Origin of the sequence: Paraburkholderia sp. A1BS-2L, assembly GCF_051125205.1 — a bacterium.
GTDB lineage: Bacteria > Pseudomonadota > Gammaproteobacteria > Burkholderiales > Burkholderiaceae > Paraburkholderia.
This window is the reverse complement of the sequence record NZ_CP120429.1, coordinates 1261679-1279789: the sequence shown is the minus strand read 5'-3', so window position 1 is coordinate 1279789 and position 18111 is coordinate 1261679. Positions and strand designations below refer to the sequence as shown.

The 18111-nt window shown below is 67.0% G+C and carries 14 protein-coding genes; 6 read left to right on the top strand and 8 right to left on the bottom strand.

All coding sequences use genetic code 11. The features are described from left to right. Positions 1-5 precede the first annotated feature (5 nt). Positions 6-908 carry an EamA family transporter RarD gene (gene rarD / locus P5W98_RS20475; protein ID WP_421026260.1) on the bottom strand — a complete coding sequence of 301 codons (903 nt, stop codon included), beginning with the start codon at positions 906-908 and terminating at the stop codon, positions 6-8. 385 nt (positions 909-1293) lie between these two features. Between rarD and egtD the strand changes: the two genes are divergently transcribed. Next, a complete protein-coding gene (egtD, locus tag P5W98_RS20470) occupies positions 1294-2313 on the top strand; it encodes an L-histidine N(alpha)-methyltransferase (RefSeq protein ID WP_421026261.1) in 1020 nt (339 codons plus the stop codon). Positions 2314-2347: 34 nt separating this feature from the next. Here egtD and P5W98_RS20465 read toward each other — a convergent pair whose 3' ends face one another. Beyond that, positions 2348-2644: an acylphosphatase gene (locus tag P5W98_RS20465; protein ID WP_421026262.1), complete on the bottom strand. Its 297-nt coding sequence runs from the start codon at positions 2642-2644 to the stop codon at positions 2348-2350. Positions 2645-2809: 165 nt separating this feature from the next. Between P5W98_RS20465 and hpnA the strand changes: the two genes are divergently transcribed. Together hpnA and P5W98_RS20455 are read left to right on the top strand one after the other, a co-directional pair. After that, positions 2810-3832, top strand: a complete 1023-nt coding sequence (gene hpnA, locus P5W98_RS20460) for a hopanoid-associated sugar epimerase (protein ID WP_421026263.1) — start codon at positions 2810-2812, stop codon at positions 3830-3832. A gap of 132 nt (positions 3833-3964) precedes the next feature. Continuing rightward, positions 3965-4519, top strand: a complete 555-nt coding sequence (locus P5W98_RS20455) for a hypothetical protein (RefSeq protein ID WP_421026264.1) — start codon at positions 3965-3967, stop codon at positions 4517-4519. Between the two features lie 298 nt (positions 4520-4817). Here the strand turns inward: P5W98_RS20455 and P5W98_RS20450 are convergent, their stop codons facing one another. After that, a complete protein-coding gene (locus tag P5W98_RS20450; protein WP_421026265.1) occupies positions 4818-5996 on the bottom strand; it encodes a glycosyltransferase in 1179 nt (392 codons plus the stop codon). Beyond that, positions 5993-6856 carry a squalene synthase HpnC gene (gene hpnC, locus P5W98_RS20445; RefSeq protein WP_421026266.1) on the bottom strand — a complete coding sequence of 288 codons (864 nt, stop codon included), beginning with the start codon at positions 6854-6856 and terminating at the stop codon, positions 5993-5995. Before hpnC ends, P5W98_RS20450 begins: the two co-directional genes overlap by 4 nt. A 380-nt stretch (positions 6857-7236) precedes the next feature. Between hpnC and ispH the strand changes: the two genes are divergently transcribed. The 3 genes from ispH (at position 7237) to P5W98_RS20430 (ending at position 12104) form a co-directional block, all read left to right on the top strand. Next, positions 7237-8181 (top strand): 4-hydroxy-3-methylbut-2-enyl diphosphate reductase, encoded by a 945-nt coding sequence (gene ispH / locus P5W98_RS20440; RefSeq protein WP_421026267.1) that lies wholly within the window; start codon positions 7237-7239, stop codon positions 8179-8181. A gap of 12 nt (positions 8182-8193) precedes the next feature. Beyond that, entirely contained in the window at positions 8194-9345 is a 1152-nt protein-coding gene (gene hpnH, locus P5W98_RS20435; RefSeq protein WP_421026268.1) for an adenosyl-hopene transferase HpnH, read from the top strand. Between the two features lie 209 nt (positions 9346-9554). Beyond that, on the top strand, positions 9555-12104 hold the full coding sequence (locus P5W98_RS20430) for a tetratricopeptide repeat protein (RefSeq protein WP_421026269.1): 2550 nt from the start codon (positions 9555-9557) through the stop codon (positions 12102-12104). A 40-nt stretch (positions 12105-12144) separates the two neighbouring features. On the opposite strand, the gene P5W98_RS20425 is transcribed toward P5W98_RS20430, so the two are convergent. The 4 genes from P5W98_RS20425 to P5W98_RS20410 all read right to left on the bottom strand — a co-directional run bounded on the left by P5W98_RS20425 (position 12145) and on the right by P5W98_RS20410 (position 18005). After that, entirely contained in the window at positions 12145-14211 is a 2067-nt protein-coding gene (locus P5W98_RS20425; RefSeq protein ID WP_421026270.1) for an SMP-30/gluconolactonase/LRE family protein, read from the bottom strand. 276 nt (positions 14212-14487) lie between these two features. Then, positions 14488-14694, bottom strand: coding sequence for a YbdD/YjiX family protein (locus P5W98_RS20420; protein ID WP_321911701.1), 207 nt, complete (start codon positions 14692-14694; stop codon positions 14488-14490). A 24-nt stretch (positions 14695-14718) separates the two neighbouring features. After that, a complete protein-coding gene (locus P5W98_RS20415) occupies positions 14719-16809 on the bottom strand; it encodes a carbon starvation CstA family protein (RefSeq protein ID WP_421026271.1) in 2091 nt (696 codons plus the stop codon). Positions 16810-17024: 215 nt separating this feature from the next. Then, positions 17025-18005, bottom strand: coding sequence for a glycerophosphodiester phosphodiesterase family protein (locus tag P5W98_RS20410; RefSeq protein ID WP_421026272.1), 981 nt, complete (start codon positions 18003-18005; stop codon positions 17025-17027). Positions 18006-18111: the final 106 nt, after the last annotated feature.

Below are 18111 nucleotides of genomic sequence, written 5' to 3'. Positions count from 1 at the left end.
CCGGATCATCCCGCCGATAGCTTCACCAGCCGCGCGCCATGAACGGCCGTCAGCGCGACGGCAATCCAGATCGGCACGTAGGTTCCCAGCTCGCGCAGCCCGAACGGCTCGCCCAGCAGCACCACCGAGACGATCACGAGCAGCACCGGCTCGACATAGCCGAGAACGCCGAAGAGCGCCATCGGCAGCAGGCGGCTCGCCTTCAGATAGCACGCGAGCGCCACGGTGCTGATCACGCCCAGTCCCGGCAGCAGCAGCCACGCCAGCAGCTTGTGCGAGCCGAGCAGCGCGAGCGAGCCGCCCGCGTGCACTTCGATGGCGGCCACCGGCAGCAGCAGCACCATTTCGATCGAGAAGGTCACGAGCGAATCCGCGTGAATCTTGCGGCGCAGCACGAAGTACGGCGGATAGCCGAACGCGACGAGCAGCGTCGGCCACGAGAACGCGTGCGTCACCCAGAGCTCGTGCGCGACGCCCACGGCCGCGCACGCGACCGCGATCCATTGCAGCGCTTCGAGCCGCTCGTGGTAGTAGTAGCGGCCCACCAGCACCATCACGAGCGGCAGCATGAAATAGCCGAGCGAGACTTCCAGCAGGCGTCCGTGCAGCGGCGCCCAGAGGAACACCCACAACTGCAGGCCGAGCAGCCCTGCGCTGGCCACGAGCATGAGCGCGATGCGCGGCTCCCTGAACGCGCGCACGAGCAACTCCACGAGCTGCGGCGCGCGCGAGCGCAAGATCACCAGCGCGAGTGCGCCGGGCGCCGTCCAGATCACGCGCCAGGCGAAGATATCGAGCCCGTCGAGCGGGGCCAGCAGCAGGGTGTAGCTGGACATCAGCGCGAACAGCGTGGACGCCCCCACGGAAAGCGTGATGCCGCGCCTGGGTTCGTACGTATTCACCGACATGGCGAGGCGCCGCGCGGGCGTGGAGAAAACGCCGCGCAAGTGCGCGCGCTCAAATTGCGCCGCACGGCGAAACGCACGCCGGCCTCCATGAAAAGCCGGGGAAGCGTTGGAAAAAATATTGTCATTTGAATCGGCTATTGAATTAGCGGCCGAGGGCGTTGCCACGCCGTCAGCCCGATTCTAATGTGCCGCGCACCGCGCCGGGGCGGCGGGCACGGGCAATGCGGCGTCCGCCGGAGCAGCGAGATCCGCAACATAGTCCGTGAAATGTCTGCTGCAATGGACTAGAACGTAAATCTTTCCACGGAGCCGCCCTGCAGCCGCGCGCGCGAACGAGACCTTCTGCGCAGCAGCCGCCAGCCGTCCAACGCACACAGGAGTGCGCATGACCCAATCCGCGTCCCGTCCCGCCCGTTCCTCCCGTTCCAATGCGCAGCCGAATGCGCTTTCCGGCTTCGCCGCCGATTTTGCCGCCGAGGTCCGCGCAGGCCTCACCCACGCGCCGCAAAAAGAACTGCCGTCGAAGTACCTCTACGACGAAGTCGGCTCGGCGCTGTTCGAGGTGATCACGGTGCTGCCCGAATACGGCGTCACGCGCGCCGAGGAACGCCTGCTCACGCGCCACGCCGCTGAAATCGTCGAGGCACTGCCCGCCGATGTCATCGTCGCCGAACTCGGCAGCGGCAGCGGACGCAAGACGCGCCGCATTCTCGAAGCGCTTTCGCGCAAACGCCCGACCTCGCCCACGTCGTATTGCCCGATCGAGATCTCGCGCAGTGCCTTGCAGCTATGCCGGCGCGAACTCGCCGACATCGAGCGCATCTCTATCGTCGGCTACGAGCGCGATTACCTGGCCGGGCTCGCCGAGGTGAGCCGCCAGCGCAAGCAAGGCGAGCGCCTGTGCGTGCTGTTTCTCGGCAGCACGATCGGCAATTTCGCGCGTCTCGCGGCGACGCGCTTCCTGCGCGCCATCCGCGCGATGCTGCGTGAGGGTGACACGCTCTTGCTGGGCACCGATCTCGTGAAACCCGTGCCCACGCTGATCGCCGCCTACGACGACGCCATCGGCGCGACCGCCGCGTTCAACCTGAACCTGCTCGCGCGCATCAACCGCGAACTCGACGGCGACTTCGACCTGCACGACTTCGAACACGTCGCGCGTTTCAATCCCGATGCGCGCAGCGTCGAGATGCATCTGCGCGCGCGGCGGCGCGTCTCGGCGCGCGTGGGCGCGGCGCGGCTCGCGGTCGAGCTGGAGGCGGACGAGACGATCTGGACCGAGAGCAGCCACAAGTACCACGCCGACGAAATCCCCGCGATCGCAGCGGATGCGGGCTTCGAATGCGCGCGGCAGTGGGTCGAGAAGGAATGGGGATTCGCGGAGAGCCTGCTGGCTGCCGCGTGAGGTTGCGGCGGAGGCGCAGCAGGGCCGGGCCGCCTCAGTGCTGCTCGAAACGCTCGTAGCGTTTCTCGGTGCGCCGCTCCTCGCTTTCCACCGAACTCACGCGCGCGGCGGGCGGGCCGTGGCGCAGCCAGGACAGCATGCGGTCCACCTGGTTCGCGCTGCCCTGGATCACGGCCTCCACCGAGCCGTCCTCCATGTTGGCGACATAGCCGCGAATGCGAAGCGCGTGCGCCTGGCGCACCGTCGCGTGGCGAAAGCCCACGCCCTGCACCGTTCCGCGCACGCGCACGTAGTACGTTTCAAGGCGTGCATCCAGATCCGGTTCGCTCATCGTTCGTTCTCCCTTTGCGGTGCGTCCTGCGGTGCGTCCCGCATGCGTCCATTACGCCAGGCATTGTAGACGCCGCGCCGTGACTCTGCCGCCGCGCGCCACGTACAATCCCTGCCACGCCAGCGACGCACCGCGCCGCTCTTCGAACCCGCAAGCAAATCCAGAATGACCGACACCTCCCGCGCCAACAAGGACCTCGTGCTGATCACCGGCGCGTCCGGCTTCGTGGGCTCGGCCGTCGCCCGCATCGCGCAGGACAAAGGCTACGCCGTGCGCGTGCTGGTGCGCGCGACGAGCCCACGCAAGAATCTCGAGGCGCTCGACGCCGAAATCGTCACCGGCGACATGCGCGACGCCGCTTCGATGCGCAAGGCGCTAACCGGCGTGCGCTACCTCTTTCACGTCGCCGCCGACTATCGGCTCTGGGCACCCGACCCGCACGAGATCGAGCGCGCCAATCTCGAAGGCGCCGAAGCCACCATGCGCGCCGCGCTCGACGCAGGCGTGGAGCGCATCGTCTACACGAGCAGCGTGGCCACGCTCAAGGTCACGAGCTCGGGCAACTCCGCCGACGAAACCTCGCCGCTCACGGCGGACCAGGCCATCGGCGTGTACAAGCGCAGCAAGGTGCTCTCGGAGCGCGCCGTGGAGCGCATGATCGAGCGCGACGGCCTGCCCGCCGTGATCGTCAATCCGTCCACGCCGATCGGCCCGCGCGACGTGAAGCCCACGCCCACGGGCCGCATCATCGTCGAGGCCGCGACGGGCAAGATTCCCGCGTTCGTCGACACGGGGCTGAACCTCGTGCACGTCGACGATGTCGCGAACGGCCACTTCCTCGCGCTCGAGCACGGACGCATCGGCGAGCGCTATATCCTCGGCGGCGAGAACCTGCCGCTGCAGCAGATGCTGGCTGACATCGCGGGCATCGTGGGGCGCAAGCCGCCCACGATCGCGCTGCCGCGCTGGCCGCTCTATCCGCTCGCCATGGGTGCGGAGGCCGTGGCGCGCTTCACGAAGCGCGAGCCGTTCGTGACCGTCGACGCGCTCAAGATGTCGAAGAACAAGATGTACTTCACGTCGGCGAAGGCGGAGCGCGAGCTCGGCTACCGTGCGCGGCCTTATCGCCAGGGCCTCGAAGACGCGCTCGCGTGGTTCCGCGAGGCAGGGTATCTGGGCGCGAAATAAGCGCCGCGCGCCGCGCGCCACGCACTGGCGGAGCAAATTGTTACAACTTTTGTTGCGACCTCATTACAACGTCGCGCGGGACACCCGCGTGCGCTGTAGGTAAAATCGCGGGTCTTACCAGAGAAGCCTCGCATGAATCTTCAAGATCAGATTGGCGCGCTCGACGCAGGCGTCGATCAGCTTATTCAGGCCGCCAGCGCCGCGCTTGCCTCTCGCGCAGCCGTTGCGGCAGCTCCCGAACCTGCTCTCGCGACGGCGCTTGCCGAGCCGCAAACGCCCGCCGTTGCGGCAGCGCCCGTGCCCGAGCCGCAGGCCGAACCCGCGGAATCTGCCGAACCCGCGGTGCAGGAAGCCCAAGCCCCGACGCCCACGCTGGAAGTCGGCCGCCCCTCGGCGAACGAGATCACGATGACGATCGGCGGCCAGACGGTATCGCTGCATCCGATGCAAGTGGGCCAATTGATCGAGGAGCTCGCGAACGCGCGCGCCTCGATGCAGCCCGAGCCGCCGCCCGCGATTCCGCAGGGCTGGCGCTTTGCTTCGACGAAGAACCCGATGATCGCCGTGCAGAAGCAGTCGAACGGCGACCGTCTGCTGGTCATGCGGCACACGGGTCACGGCTGGGTGCCGTTCGTGTTCTCGCCCGACATGATCGTGCAGATGTACATGATGGTGACGCAGCGCTGAGCGGCGGCGCCGGCATAGGTTCAGCGGCGGCGCAGCAGCACGGCGCCGGCCGCAACAATGACGCCCGAAATCGCGAAACTCAACGCAAGCAACAGACCCGCGACAACGGCTTCATGCCCTTCGATACCCACGGCGCCGAACAGGCCGAACTGACTTGAGGTTGTAAAAGCACTGCGCCGGCATTGCCGCTCCTGTCCGTCACGATCGCGCCAAGTTAAGTCGATACGCGTGTCGCAACAACAGAAGAAGCCAGATTTACCCCACCCACGTCAAAAACGACGAGACCCGCCCCGCTCGCTCACCGCCCCTGCACCGGCGCCTGCACGCGCGCCTTCCACTGCCCGCCCTTGCCGCGCCAGAAGCGCCACGCCGAAGCGAACGTGGCCCCCACATAAAACAGCGCGACGAGCGGCAAAAACGGTGCCCACAGCGGCGAACGGCGATAGTACGCGAGCATCGGCGCATAAGCGCAGCACATCAGCGCCCATGCCATCCACGCGGGCCAGCCGAGCGGACCGAGCACGAGCGCGACCACGGGCGGCGCGAGGTAGATCACCGTCATGCCGAGGATCGTGCCTGCGAGCTGCCACGCCGAGTAATGAAGCTGCGTGAACGCCGTGCGCGCGATCATGTTCCAGATGTCCTTCCAGGAATCGTAGGGGCGCAGCGAGACGCTCTTCGCCGCCACGTCGAGGCGGATCGGATGATGGCCTTCGCCGCGATGCTTGATGCGCGCGGCCAGACTGCAATCGTCGATGAGCTCGGCGCGGATCGACTCGATGCCGCCCGCTTCCTCCAGCGCCTTGCGGCGCACCAGCATGCAGCCGCCCGCCGCCGCCGCCGTCTTGTTGCGCGGATTGTTGACCCACGAGAACGGGTAGAGCTTCGCGAAAAAGAACACGAATGCCGGGATCAGCGCCTTCTCCCAGAACGAGTCGCAGCGCAGGCGCACCATCAGCGAGACGAGGTCGCGCTGCTCGGCCTGCGCGCGCACCACGAGTTGCGCGAGGGCCTCGGGCGGATGGCCGATGTCGGCGTCGGTCAGGAGCAGATAGTCGGCGTTCAGGCCCAGCGTGCGCACCGCCTCGATGCCCTGCGACTGCGCCCACACCTTGCCGGACCAGCCCGCAGGCAGCGGCTTCGCGCTCACCACCGTGAGCTTTTCCGGGCATTGCAGCGCGAGCGCGGCGGCGCGTGCGGCTTCTGCAGTGCCGTCGGTGCTGTGGTCGTCGATCACGATGACGTGAAACTCGCCGCCGTAGTCCTGCTGGAGCAGCGATGCGACAGCCTCGCCGATCGCGTCCGCCTCGTTGCGCGCCGGCACCACGGCGCACGCCGCCGGCCAGCCCGCCGCGGGCTCGACCAGGGGCAGCGGCGCGGCGGGACGCGCGCGCCAGAAGCCGCCCCGCGCGAACAGCAGCACGAGCCAGATCAGCAGAGAAAGACAGGACACGGCAAAGAGGATCGTTGTCATCATGCGTTGTTGCTCTCTATCGAAGGCGCCCCCAGGCGGCGCGACAGCCACATTGCGCCGGTGCGCAGCAGCACCACGGCCCAGTCGGCCGCGCCCAGCCGGGGCCGCGCGCGAAACACGTCGTAGCCGCTGCGCTCGATGATCTCCAGCATGCGCAAGCCGCCATGCACGACGCTGCACAACTCGAGCCCGAAGCGGCCCGGCACGCGCAGCGCGAGCGGCGCGCCGCTCAGCATGAGCGCGCGCGCGTGCGCCACTTCGTGCGCCATCAGCGCGCGCCAGGCGTCGTCCACCCGGCCCGCGGCGATCTGCGCGTCGCTCACCTGCATGCGCTCGCGGTCGGCCTGCGGGAGATAGATGCGGCCCCGGCTCCAGTCGGCCCGCACGTCCTGCAAGAAAGTGATGAGCTGCAAGGCGGTGCAGATGGCGTCGGAATCGGCGAGATTCTCGGGCGTGGCCTCGTCGATCAGGTGCAGCATCAGGCGCCCGATCGGGTTGGCCGAGCGGCGGCAAAAATCGAGCAGATCGTGGCGGTCGGCGTAACGCGTGGTGCGGATGTCCTGATCGAACGCCGAGACCAGGTCGTAGAACGGCTCCAGCGGCAGCCGGCATTGGTACATCACTTTCGCGAGCCGCGCGAACAGCGCGGGGTGCACGGGCGCGAGACGCCCTTGCGCCACGGCGTCGAGCCCGGCGCGAAAGTCGGCGAGGCGCAGATGGCGCTCTTCGACGCTCCAGTCGCCTTCGTCGGCGATGTCGTCGAGGGTGCGCGCGACATGGTAGATCACGCCGACAGGCGCTCTGAGCGCCTTCGGCAGCAAAATGCGCGCTACCGGAAAATCGTCGTGTTGGTCGGGTTCCATGAAGCGTCCAGATTGGGGTCGGTCCCGCACGACGCAGGCCGGCCGATGCGCGGGGACGTTAGTTTAAGGGTTCCCGCATCATGTTGCACTGCGCAAGGTAGCCGAGGCCGCCATGGGCCGTCTAGCGGCAAGGCCGTCGCGCCGCCGAAAAGCGCATGAAAAAAAGGGGCCACGCTGATTGGCGTCGTATGCACGCCGCACCTTCCCGCGCGCCGCGCAGCAAAGCGGCGGCGAAGGGGTTAAAATGCGCGTCTGGTTTTTTCCGCCCCGCCTTTCTGCGGATACGTGCGGATCTCAGCACCTTATTAATATGATGGCCGCGGCGAACGGGTCTTTCACGGCTTGTTCGAAAATCCGCGGCAGTCGGAGTTCGCCACCTTATGCGAGTCATCCTTGCTCAACCCCGCGGCTTTTGTGCGGGGGTTGTCCGCGCTATCGAGATCGTCGACCGCGCATTGCAGAAACACGGCGCGCCGGTCTACGTGCGCCATGAAATCGTCCACAATCGCCACGTGGTCGAAAACCTGCGTAACAAGGGCGCGCGTTTCGTGGAAGAGCTCGACGAAGTGCCCGAGGGCGCGGTCGCCATTTTCAGCGCCCACGGCGTGGCCAAGACGGTCGAGCAGGCCGCCGACGAACGCGGCCTCGACGTGCTGGATGCAACCTGTCCGCTCGTCACCAAGGTTCACGTGCAGGGCCGCCAGTACGTCGCGGCTGGCCGCACGCTGATCCTGATCGGCCACGCCGGTCACCCGGAAGTGGAAGGCACGATCGGCCAGATTCCCGGCACCGTGCTGCTGGTGCAGAGCGAAGCCGATGTGGCGAAGCTCGACCTGCCGCTCGACGCGCCGCTCGCCTACGTGACGCAGACCACGCTGTCGGTGGACGACACGCGCGGCATCATCGACGCGCTAATCACCCGCTTTTCCGACATCGTCGGCCCGGACACGCGCGACATCTGCTATGCCACGCAAAACCGCCAGGCCGCGGTGCGCGAATTGTCCATCCAGGTGGACGTGCTGCTGGTGGTGGGCGCGACCAACAGTTCGAACTCGAATCGCCTGCGCGAGATCGGCAGCGAAACGGGCGTGGCGAGCTATCTCGTCGCAGACGGCTCGGAAGTGAAGCCCGAGTGGTTTGCCAACGCGCAAACCGTGGGCATCACGGCCGGTGCGTCGGCGCCCGAGGAAATGGTGGAAAACGTGATTGACGCGCTGCGCGCGTTGGGGCCTGTCGAGGTCTCGACGATGGCGGGCCGTGAAGAAAAAGTCGAATTCAAGCTGCCGTCGAAGCTGTTGCAACCGCTCGTCGCGCGCGAAGTTTAAGGAGGACACGCTTTGTCTATTCCGCTGCTACAAAAAGTCCGCGTTGGCTCGTACATCTTTCGCCAGCATTTCAGCGGCAACAAGCGCTATCCGCTCGCGCTGATGCTCGAGCCGCTGTTCCGCTGCAACCTGGCCTGCAACGGCTGCGGCAAGATCGACTATCCGGATCCCATCCTGAACCAGCGCCTGTCGCTGGCAGAGTGCCTGGAAGCCGTCGACGAGTGCGGCGCGCCGGTCGTCTCCATTGCAGGCGGCGAGCCGCTCCTGCACAAAGAAATGCCGCAGATCGTCAAGGGCATCATGGCGCGCAAGAAGTTCGTGTACCTGTGCACGAACGCGCTGCTGATGGAAAAGAAGATGGACGACTACGAGCCGAGCCCGTACTTCGTCTGGTCGGTGCACCTCGACGGCGACCGCGAAACGCACGACCACATGGTTTCCCAGGAAGGCACCTATGACAAGGCCGTCGCGGCCATCAAGGAAGCCAAGCGCCGCGGTTTCCGCGTGAACATCAACTGCACGCTGTTCAACGACGCCGTGCCCGAGCGCGTGGCGAAGTTCTTCGACACGGTCGGCGAGATCGGCGTCGACGGCATCACGGTGTCGCCGGGCTATGCGTATGAGCGCGCACCGGACCAGCAGCACTTCCTGAACCGCGAGAAAACCAAGAACCTGTTCCGCGAGATCTTCAAGCGCGGCAACAACGGCAAGAAGTGGTCGTTCAGCCAGTCGAGCCTGTTCCTCGACTTCCTGGCCGGCAACCAGACCTACGAATGCACGCCGTGGGGCAACCCGGCGCGCACGGTGTTCGGCTGGCAAAAGCCCTGCTATCTGGTCGGCGAAGGTTACGTGAAGACCTTCAAGGAACTGATGGAAACGACCGACTGGGACAAGTACGGCACGGGCAAGTACGAGAAGTGCGCGAACTGCATGGTTCACTGCGGCTTCGAGGCCACTGCCGTGCTGGACACGGTCTCGCATCCGCTCAAGGCCATGAAGGTCGCGATGAGCGGCCCGAAGACCGAAGGCGCGTTCGCCAAGGACATCCCGCTCGACGGCCAGCGTCCGGCCGAGTACGTGTTCTCGCGTCACGTCGAGATCAAGCTCGAAGAGATCAAGAACGCGGCCAAGACAAAAAAAGCCGCGACCGTCGCGGCAAGCTAAGCGGCCCAGACTCAGTGCTCGAAAGGGCGCAACGGTTCACACCGTTGCGCCCTTTCTGTTTTTGTTGCGGCAGATCGCAGCGGCGCGAGAACAGGCGTTTTCGGGATGGTGAGGCGGCCACAATGCCGGGTTTCCCATCTACCGGACGCCGCGCCCGGTCCCGCGATGCGCCCGCGCGCGCCGCCGGCCCGGCCCCGCCGATCGCCACCATGGCTCCACTCTACGACGACACCCTCGCCGCCTGGCGCACCGGGCAGCTGGCCGAGGCCGAGCAGCACTGCCGAGCCTTGCTCGCGCAAGCGCCGGGTCACGCGCAGGCGCTGCATCTGTCCACCCTGATCGCGCACCAGCAAGGCCGCGCGGCCGAAGCCGCAGCGCTGTTGCGCGAGGCGCTCGCGCCACACCAGGATGCGCAGCGCCTCGTCGATCTCGCCCACGCCTTGCGCTCGCAAGGCCGCATCGACGACACGCGCGCCGCGCTGCGCCGCGCGCTCGCGCTCGATCCCACGCTGGCCGCCGCGCACTTCTACCTGGCCAATACCTTCGGCCCCGACGACGCCGCGCAAACCGACGCCCATCTGCGCGCGGCCATCTGCCTCGATCCGGCGCTCGCGGAAGCGCACAACAACCTCGGCAATCTGCTGCGCACGACGCAGCCCAAGGAAGCGCGCGCGGCGTTCGAGCAAGCAATCGCGCTGCGCCCCGATTTCATGCACGCGCATTTCAACCTCGGCACGCTGCTGGTGTCGATGCAACCCGAAGCCGCCGAAGCCGCCGAGGCCGCGCTACGCCGCGCGCTCGAACTCGATCCGGACTTCGCCCCCGCGTGGAACCGTCTCGGGAAACTGCTTTCCGTGGCGCATCCCGACGAAGCCGAAGCCGCGCTGCGCCGCGCGATCGAGCTGGACCCCGCGCTGGCGGCGGCGCACTTCAACCTTGGCAACCTGCTCTGCGAGCGCCGCCCCGACGAAGCGGCGCAGGCCTTCCAGCGCGCGGTGGCGATCAAGCCGGATTTCGCCATCGCGTGGGTCAATCTCTCGCACTTGCTGGCGAAGACGGAACCCGGGCAAGCCGAAGCAGCGGCGCGCAAGGCCATCGCGCTCGACCCCGGGCTCGCGGACGCGCATTACAACCTCGGCACGCTGATCGGCGTCACGCACCCCGACGAGGCCGCCGACGCACTGCGCCGCGCCGTTGCCCTACAGCCCGACCATCTGCTCGCGTGGCATCACCTCGGCCTCGTGCTGAAGGGCGAGCGGCTGGGCGAGGCCGAAGCCGCACTGCATCGCGCGATCGAGCTCGATCCTGCCGACCCGGCCGGACACGCGGCGCTCGGCAACGTGCTGCTCGACATGGGGCGGCTCGACGAATCGGTGGCTTCGTACCAGAAGGCGGTGGCGCTCGCGGCAGCGCAGGAATCCGCAGGCAAGGACAACCGCAACGGCAGCGACAGCGACAGCAACCGCGACGCCGTCATCGCGCATGGCGACCTGATCTTCACGCTCGCCTTTCAGACCGACGACCCGCAGGTGCTGCTCGACGAATGCCGGCGTTTCGCGGCGCGCTACGAGCCGTCGCTGCTCGAGGCGGCGCGCGCGCAGCCGCCGCATGCCAACGACCGCGCACCCGGGCGGCGCTTGCGCATCGGTTATGTTTCACCCGATTTTCGTTCGCATTGCCAGGCGCTTTTCACGGCGCCGCTGTTCTCGCACCACGACCGCGCGGCGTTCGAGATCGTCTGCTATGCGAGCGTCCCGAAGCCCGACGCTCTGACACAACACCTCAAAAGCTTCGTCGATGTCTGGCGCGACGTGCACACGCTCGGCGACGCGGCGCTCGCGCAGCAGATCCGCGAGGACCGCATCGACATCCTCGTCGACCTCACGATGCATATGGCCGGCGGACGGCGCCTGCTGTTCGCGCGGCGGCCCGCGCCAGTGCAGGTCGCGTGGCTCGCGTATCCGGGCACGACCGGCAGCGCGGCGATGGATTACCGGCTCACCGACCCGTGGCTCGACCCCGTCGGCGAGCCCGGCCGCGACGCGCTCTACAGCGAGCGCTCGCTGCGCCTGCCGGATGCATTCTGGTGCTACGACGCGCAGGCCGCCGGGCTCGAAGTCAACGCATTGCCGGCGGCGGGCGGCGCGCCGTTCACCTTCGGCTGCCTGAACAATCCGGCCAAGATCAGCGACCACGCGCTGCGCCTGTGGAGCCGCGTGCTGGCCGCCGTGCCGCACGCGCGCCTGCTGTTGCTTGCGCCCCCGGGCGCGCCGCGCGAGCGGCTCAGGACGCGCGCGCAGGAGCGGGGCATCGACGCGGAGCGCATGGCGTTCGTCGGCCATCAGGCGCGCCGGCTATATCTGGAGACCTACCACCGCATCGATATGGCGCTCGACTCGTTTCCGTATAACGGGCACACCACGAGCCTCGACGCGTCGTGGATGGGCGTGCCCGTCGTCACGCGCACGGGACGCTCGGCGGCGAGCCGGGGCGGTTTAAGCATCGCGGCGAATCTCGGCCTGCCCGAGCTCGTCGCGCACACCGACGCAGACTTCGTGCGCATCGCCGTCGACCTCGCGCGCGATCTGTCGCGTCTGGCCGCGTTGCGCGCGGGGCTGCGCGCGCGCCTGGAGGCGTCGCCGCTCATGGATGCGCCGCGCTTTGCCGCGAATATCGAAAACGCGTATCGGCAAATGTGGCAGGCCTGGTGCGACGCTCAGGAAGCGCGGCGAGCGGCGCGCGTGTCATCGCCGGAATAGCTCGCCGCATCGCGGCGGCGCGGCGCCGCTTTCACTTCGGTCACTTCGACTTCGCTCCGAAGGGCGAAACCAGCAGCGCCTTCGCCGCTTTCATCACCTTCATCGCCTTCGCCACGGTCTTGGTCAGGGTCGCGCTCGTACCCGTAACCGCGCTCGTGCGGGTCGCGGTCATGACCGTGGCCGTCACCGGCGGCGTCCAGCGGTACACCACGATGCTCGTGCCGTTGTAGTTGTCCTTGGTCACGACGTACTCGCCGGTCGAGCGGAGATACGCGCGCAGACCATACATCGAATCCACGTCGTTGCCCACGTAGACCGTGTTCGTGCTGCTGTCGATGAGCGTGGTGTCGAGCGCGCCTGTGGTGAGGTTGAAGGCGTCGATGTTGGGCACCGTGTGCACATAGCCCACGAACAGCTCGTTGCCGGCGGCCGTGATCGACTTGGGATTCGCGCTCGTAAGGGTGATCACCGGATTCGGCGCGCCCGTATTGCCGGCGAGCCAGCCGTGATAGACCTCCACGCGCGAGCCCACCGCGGTCCAGTCGGTGCTGCCGGTGATGCCCGCGAGCACCATCGTGTCGCTTTCGGGCAGGTAGATGATGCGCGTGAGGCGTCCAATCGTGCTCGGGATCGGCGTGGTGATCGCGGCGGCGCCCCACAGCGGCTTGCCGTTCGCATCGAAGCCGGTCAGCGGATAGTGGGATATCACGTTGGTCTTGTCGAGCCCCACCCAGAGATCGCCCTTGCTGTCGAGGCAAAAGCCATTACGAACCGGCGCCGTCGTATTGAATGCCGGCCCCGGCAGCGTGTAGTCGGGAATGGCGATATAGCCGCTCGCTGCATTGAAATGGAAGAAGTAGAACGTATCGGGGTTCTGGCCGGCGGCCACGAGAATGCGCTGCCCATTCACGCTCGCAACCTGTGCGAAATGTTCGCCGCGCGCAGGGTCGGCGAGATTGATGCGCGGGTCGTTCGGATACGTGATCGGGTCGATCGTGTTGGCCACGAAGGTGCCGCCAGCCGTGCCCGCGTAGAGGTTCATGCCGCCGTAGAAACGCGCGCCGTCGGTGGCCGGGTCGGGCGCGCCGTTGCCTTCGAAGTTGAGCGACTGGAGCATCCAGCGCAGATTGCCCGCGCCATCGTAGGCGTGAAGGTCGGTGCCGCCGTTGCGGCCGAGATCCCACGAGCCGCCCCAGGGATTGTTCAGCACGTACAGCGTGCCTGCGGTGTCCTTGCCAATGCCGGCCACGCGCGTGAAGCGTTTGGCGCCCACCTGGCCCTTGATGCCGGTGGTCGTGTCGAGATAGCCGCCCTGCACGCCGAAGGTGCCCGCGAAAGAAGGCGCGCCCGTGACGCTGTAGATCTTGATGTTCATGTCGGGGCCGGAGTCGCCGATCATCAACTGCGCGTTCTGCGCATCGAAATACAGCGACGACGGCCGCGCGCCGGAAGCCAGCTGAATGGTATTCAGCAGCTGGCCGCCGGGGCTGAACTCGAGCACCGCGCCCGCACTCCTTTGCGCGACCCAGAGATTGCCGAGCGCGTCCACCGCCAGCGCGCCCGGCCCCGTCACGCCGATGTCGCTTTGCCAGACGCCGGCCGTGGTGTACACGCGCACGCGGTTGCCGGGGAAGTCGCTGGCGTAGAGCAGCGAACCCGAGGTCGCGAGCCCGGTGACGACATCGGCGAGCTTCTCGGTCGTGTCGGCGCTCACGCCGATGAGCAGATCGCGCGCACCGCTAGAGCGGTTGTATCGCCCGACGCTGCCGCTGCCGTAGCTCGCGTTGTACTGCATCGCGACGAACAGCGACGTGGCGTTGCCCGTGATCGCACCGCCCTGGAAATCGGCGTGGCCGCCAATCGAGCCTGCGCTCTGGCCGTTCTGATAAATAGCCACGCCGCCTTCGTTTTCGTCCCACATCGACGCGGTGTAAATCACGCCTTCGGGCGCGACCCACATCGAGCGGGCCACGTTGCCCACGCGCGTCGTGCTGGTGCCGTAGGTGTTGGCCACCCAGTCGGTCGAGTATTGCGCTTCGCAAACGGGTGCAACCGTTGCGGCGAGGATGAGCGCAAGCCATGCGGCGCCCAGTCGGTGCAGGATCATGAGAGATTTCTTTGTGCAACGCCGTGCTGTACAGGCGTTCGAGGTGAGGTGTTGCCGTCCCCGGCAAGCTTGCAATCCGCTTCCCGACGATTCGAATCAGGGCACGACGTTGGGTACGCCATGACACATCGAATTGGTGTGGAATCTGGTTCAAGTTAACGGCGACGGACAGCAGGAGTTGAGCGTATCGAAGCATAAAAAAAGCGCGATGGATTTTGCCATCGCGCTTTTTGACGAGCATCGCCAGCTCGTCGAACGGGTTCGCTCAGCCAGTCTTCAGCAGCATTTCCCCGCGCCTGAACCATAGCGCGCGTTCTGCCGCTCGCGGAAAAACTCCTCGTAGGTCATGACCGGCCGGTCGGGATGCGTCGCGCGCATGTGCGCGACGTAGCCCTCGTAGTCCGGCAGCCCCACCATCAGGCGCATGGCCTGGCCCAGATAGCGGCCCGCCGTCTGCACGTTGTCGCGAAGTCCCGAGAACATGATGCGCTCCTTGCGGCCAGGGCCCTAGTGCACGCCGTGCCGTGCAGCGATGGCCGCACCGCCTGCCGGCATCGCCTCGTACGGCGTTTCCTGCGCGGTCGGGCGGTCGCTGCGGCGTGCGCGCGCAATCGCAATCAGCCCGTACACCACGATGCTCGCCACCACGAAGATGAACAGGCCGGACAGCGCCGCGTCCACGTAGTCGTTGAAGATCATGCGCTGCATCTGCTCCAGCGACTTCGCGGGCGCGACGATCTTGCCGTCGGCGAGCGCCGCCGAGAGCTTCTGTGCGTGCGCGACGAAGCTCACCTTCGGGTTGCTGTCGAAGATCTTCTGCCAGCCGGCCGTGAGCGTGCAGATCAGCAGCCAGAGCGTGGGCAGCGCCGTGACCCAGGCGAACTTCTCGCGCTTCATCTTGAAGAGCACGACCGTCGCGAGCATCAGCGCAATGCCGGCGAGCATCTGGTTCGAGATGCCGAACAGCGGCCACAGCGTGTTGATGCCGCCGAGCGGATCGACCACGCCCTGATAGAGGAAGTAGCCCCACGCAGCCACGCACAGGGCGGTAGCAACGAGGTTCGCGACCAGCGAATCCGTGCGCTTGAGCGACGGGTGGAACGTGCCGAGCAAATCCTGCAGCATGAAGCGGCCCGCGCGCGTGCCCGCGTCGACGGCGGTCAGGATGAACAGCGCTTCGAAGAGGATGGCGAAGTGATACCAGAACGCCATCATCGCTTCGCCGCCGATCACCTGGTGCAGGATCTGCGCCATGCCCACGGCCAGCGTGGGCGCGCCGCCCGCGCGCGCGATGATGGTGGTCTCGCCCACGGCTTGCGCGGTGTGCGTGAGCATGTCCGGCGTGAGCGCGAAGCCCCACTGGCCCACGGTTTGCGCGACGGCGTCCGGCGTCGTGCCGAGCACGGCGAGCGGCGCGTTCATCGCGAAGTACACGCCCGGCTCGATCACCGAAGCGGCCACCAGCGCCATGATCGCGACGAACGATTCCATCAGCATCGCGCCATAGCCGATGAAACGCGCGTTGGTTTCGTTATCGAGCATCTTGGGCGTGGTGCCCGACGAGATCAGCGCATGGAAGCCCGAGACCGAGCCGCACGCGATCGTGATGAAGAGGAACGGGAACAGGTTGCCCGACCAGACCGGGCCGGTGCCGTCGATGAACTTCGTGAAGGCCGGCATCTTCAGTTCCGGCGCGACGATCAGAATGCCGATCGCGAGCGCGAGAATCGTGCCGATCTTCAGGAACGTCGAGAGGTAATCGCGCGGCGCGAGCAGCAGCCAGATCGGCAGCACCGATGCCACGAAGCCGTAGCCGATCAGGATCCACGTGAGCTGCGTGCCCGTGAACGTGAACCAGGCCGCGAGCGTGGGCGAATCGTGCACATGCTGGCCGAACGCGATGGCGGCCATCAGCAGCACGAAGCCGATGATCGAGATCTCGCCGATCTTGCCCGGGCGGATGTAGCGCACGTAGAGGCCCATGAAGATCGCGATGGGAATCGTCGCGGCCACGGTGAACGTGCCCCACGGCGAGTTCGTGAGCGCCTTCACCACGATCAGCGCGAGCACCGCGAGAATGATGATCATGATGAGGAAGGTGCCGAACAGCGCGATCACGCCGGGGATGGGGCCGAGCTCCATCTTCACGAGGTCGCCGAGCGAGCGGCCGTCGCGGCGCGTGGAGAGGAACAGCACCACGAAGTCCTGCACCGCGCCCGCGAACACCACGCCCGCGAGAATCCACAGCATGCCGGGCATGTAGCCCATCTGCGCGGCCAGCACCGGGCCCACCAGCGGGCCCGCGCCCGCGATGGCCGCGAAGTGGTGGCCGAACAGCACGTACTTGTTGGTGGGCACGTAGTCGAGCCCGTCGTTGTGGCGCACGGCCGGCGTCATGCGCAGGCCGTCGAGCTGCACGACGGCGGTGGCGATGAAGCGGCTGTAGAAGCGATACGCAATCAGATAGACGCACACCGCGCAGATCACGATCCACAGTGCGCTGATGCGCTCGCCGTGCGCGAGTGCGATGGTGCCGAACGCGAATGCGCCGAGCAGCGCGACTAGTGTCCAGACGATCAGGCTGGTTGTCCGACTCATGCCGTCTCCTGTCTTATGGTTGGTTTTAAGCCCATGGGGGCGATGCCCGCTGAGGACCGCCACCCGTCATGCATCGACGACATGTGGCGCGCAGCATGGCGCACTGCGCCATGTAATGGCCGTGTAGTATTCGCCTTCGCGCCGCGCGCCACAACCGGACAACTACGTAAGCAATCTACGTACAACTACGTAGGTTAGTCGAAGTTAGTCCAAGCTCAAGGACAGGTGTAGCCCAACCGCAAGGCCTCGCGCACCGGCGCCATCTGCCGTGGAGAGTCCGCCAGCACCGCATCCACGCCCGCGCAGGCCGCTGCGCGGTAGTCGGCTTCGTTGTTGACGGCGATCGCCACGATATGCACGCCGGGGTTCGTGCGGAAGCACCGAACCGCGTCGGGCGACCAGAGCGTGGCGTCCGCCACCGTCGAACGCGCTTCGCCGAGTGTGAACTGCTCGACGAGATCGACCTGGCGGCGCCATTCGAAGCCGGTCCACGCATTCGCGGGCGGCGGCGCCTCGCAGCGATGCGCGAGCGCGGCAGTGGCAAGCCGCCCGCGCGTGGCGTCGCGCGACTCGAACAGGCGCGCGCGCGGCCACGCGGCAAACGCCTGCTGGTAGCTCGCATCGGTCGAATAGATCTGCACACGCTCCCACGCGCCGGCCTGATCGAGCACGTGCGCCACGGCGGCTGCCTGCGGCGCCGCGGGCAAGGCCTTCATGTCGAGCATGACGGGCACCTCCGGCGGTATCGCCGCGAGCGCGTCCGCAAGCGTGGGAATGCCGACGGGTGCGCTGCGGTACGGGTAGGCGTCGCGGCCGGACGCGTCCAGCGTCTTGAACTGCCAGCCCGCGTTGATGTGCGCGAGCTCCGCAGCACTTTTCGAAGCGACCGTGCCGCGCGCGTCGGTCAGCGCGGAAAGATCGGCGGGGCGGTAGAGGACTGGCACGCCATCGCTGCTCAACTGCACGGTGAGCCAGATGGCGTCGGCGCGATTCGCGAGCGCGGTACGGATGGCGATCATCGTGTTCTCGGGCGCGTCGCCGGTGCCGCCGCGATGGGCGATCAGTTGCGGAACGGCAACCTCCGTGTGCGTGATCGTGCGGGCCTCGGAGTTGCCGCCGCAGGCGTTGAGCAACAGCGCGGCGCAAGCGGCGACGCTCGCGAGCAGAGAGCGGATCAGTGGGGTCTGTCGAGTCATGGTGCGTCAGGTTCAAGGCCGCTCGGAACGGGGAAACAGCCAGCGCGACGGGGCAGGAGCGGTGCGGCCCTCGTTCGCCGCCGCATCATCGCCCGTAGCACAATCT

Bases quoted from the DNA above. Each gene is read 5' to 3' on its own strand.
- ispH (WP_421026267.1), top strand. From the start codon at position 7,237: ATGCGAGTCATCCTTGCTCAACCCCGCGGCTTTTGTGCGGGGGTTGTC.
- P5W98_RS20410 (WP_421026272.1), bottom strand. From the start codon at position 18,005: ATGACTCGACAGACCCCACTGATCCGCTCTCTGCTCGCGAGCGTCGCC.
- egtD (WP_421026261.1), top strand. From the start codon at position 1,294: ATGACCCAATCCGCGTCCCGTCCCGCCCGTTCCTCCCGTTCCAATGCG.
- hpnC (WP_421026266.1), bottom strand. From the start codon at position 6,856: ATGGAACCCGACCAACACGACGATTTTCCGGTAGCGCGCATTTTGCTG.
- P5W98_RS20450 (WP_421026265.1), bottom strand. From the start codon at position 5,996: ATGATGACAACGATCCTCTTTGCCGTGTCCTGTCTTTCTCTGCTGATC.
- P5W98_RS20420 (WP_321911701.1), bottom strand. From the start codon at position 14,694: ATGTTCTCGGGACTTCGCGACAACGTGCAGACGGCGGGCCGCTATCTG.
- P5W98_RS20465 (WP_421026262.1), bottom strand. From the start codon at position 2,644: ATGAGCGAACCGGATCTGGATGCACGCCTTGAAACGTACTACGTGCGC.
- P5W98_RS20455 (WP_421026264.1), top strand. From the start codon at position 3,965: ATGAATCTTCAAGATCAGATTGGCGCGCTCGACGCAGGCGTCGATCAG.
- P5W98_RS20415 (WP_421026271.1), bottom strand. From the start codon at position 16,809: ATGAGTCGGACAACCAGCCTGATCGTCTGGACACTAGTCGCGCTGCTC.
- P5W98_RS20425 (WP_421026270.1), bottom strand. From the start codon at position 14,211: ATGATCCTGCACCGACTGGGCGCCGCATGGCTTGCGCTCATCCTCGCC.
- hpnA (WP_421026263.1), top strand. From the start codon at position 2,810: ATGACCGACACCTCCCGCGCCAACAAGGACCTCGTGCTGATCACCGGC.
- rarD (WP_421026260.1), bottom strand. From the start codon at position 908: ATGTCGGTGAATACGTACGAACCCAGGCGCGGCATCACGCTTTCCGTG.
- P5W98_RS20430 (WP_421026269.1), top strand. From the start codon at position 9,555: ATGGCTCCACTCTACGACGACACCCTCGCCGCCTGGCGCACCGGGCAG.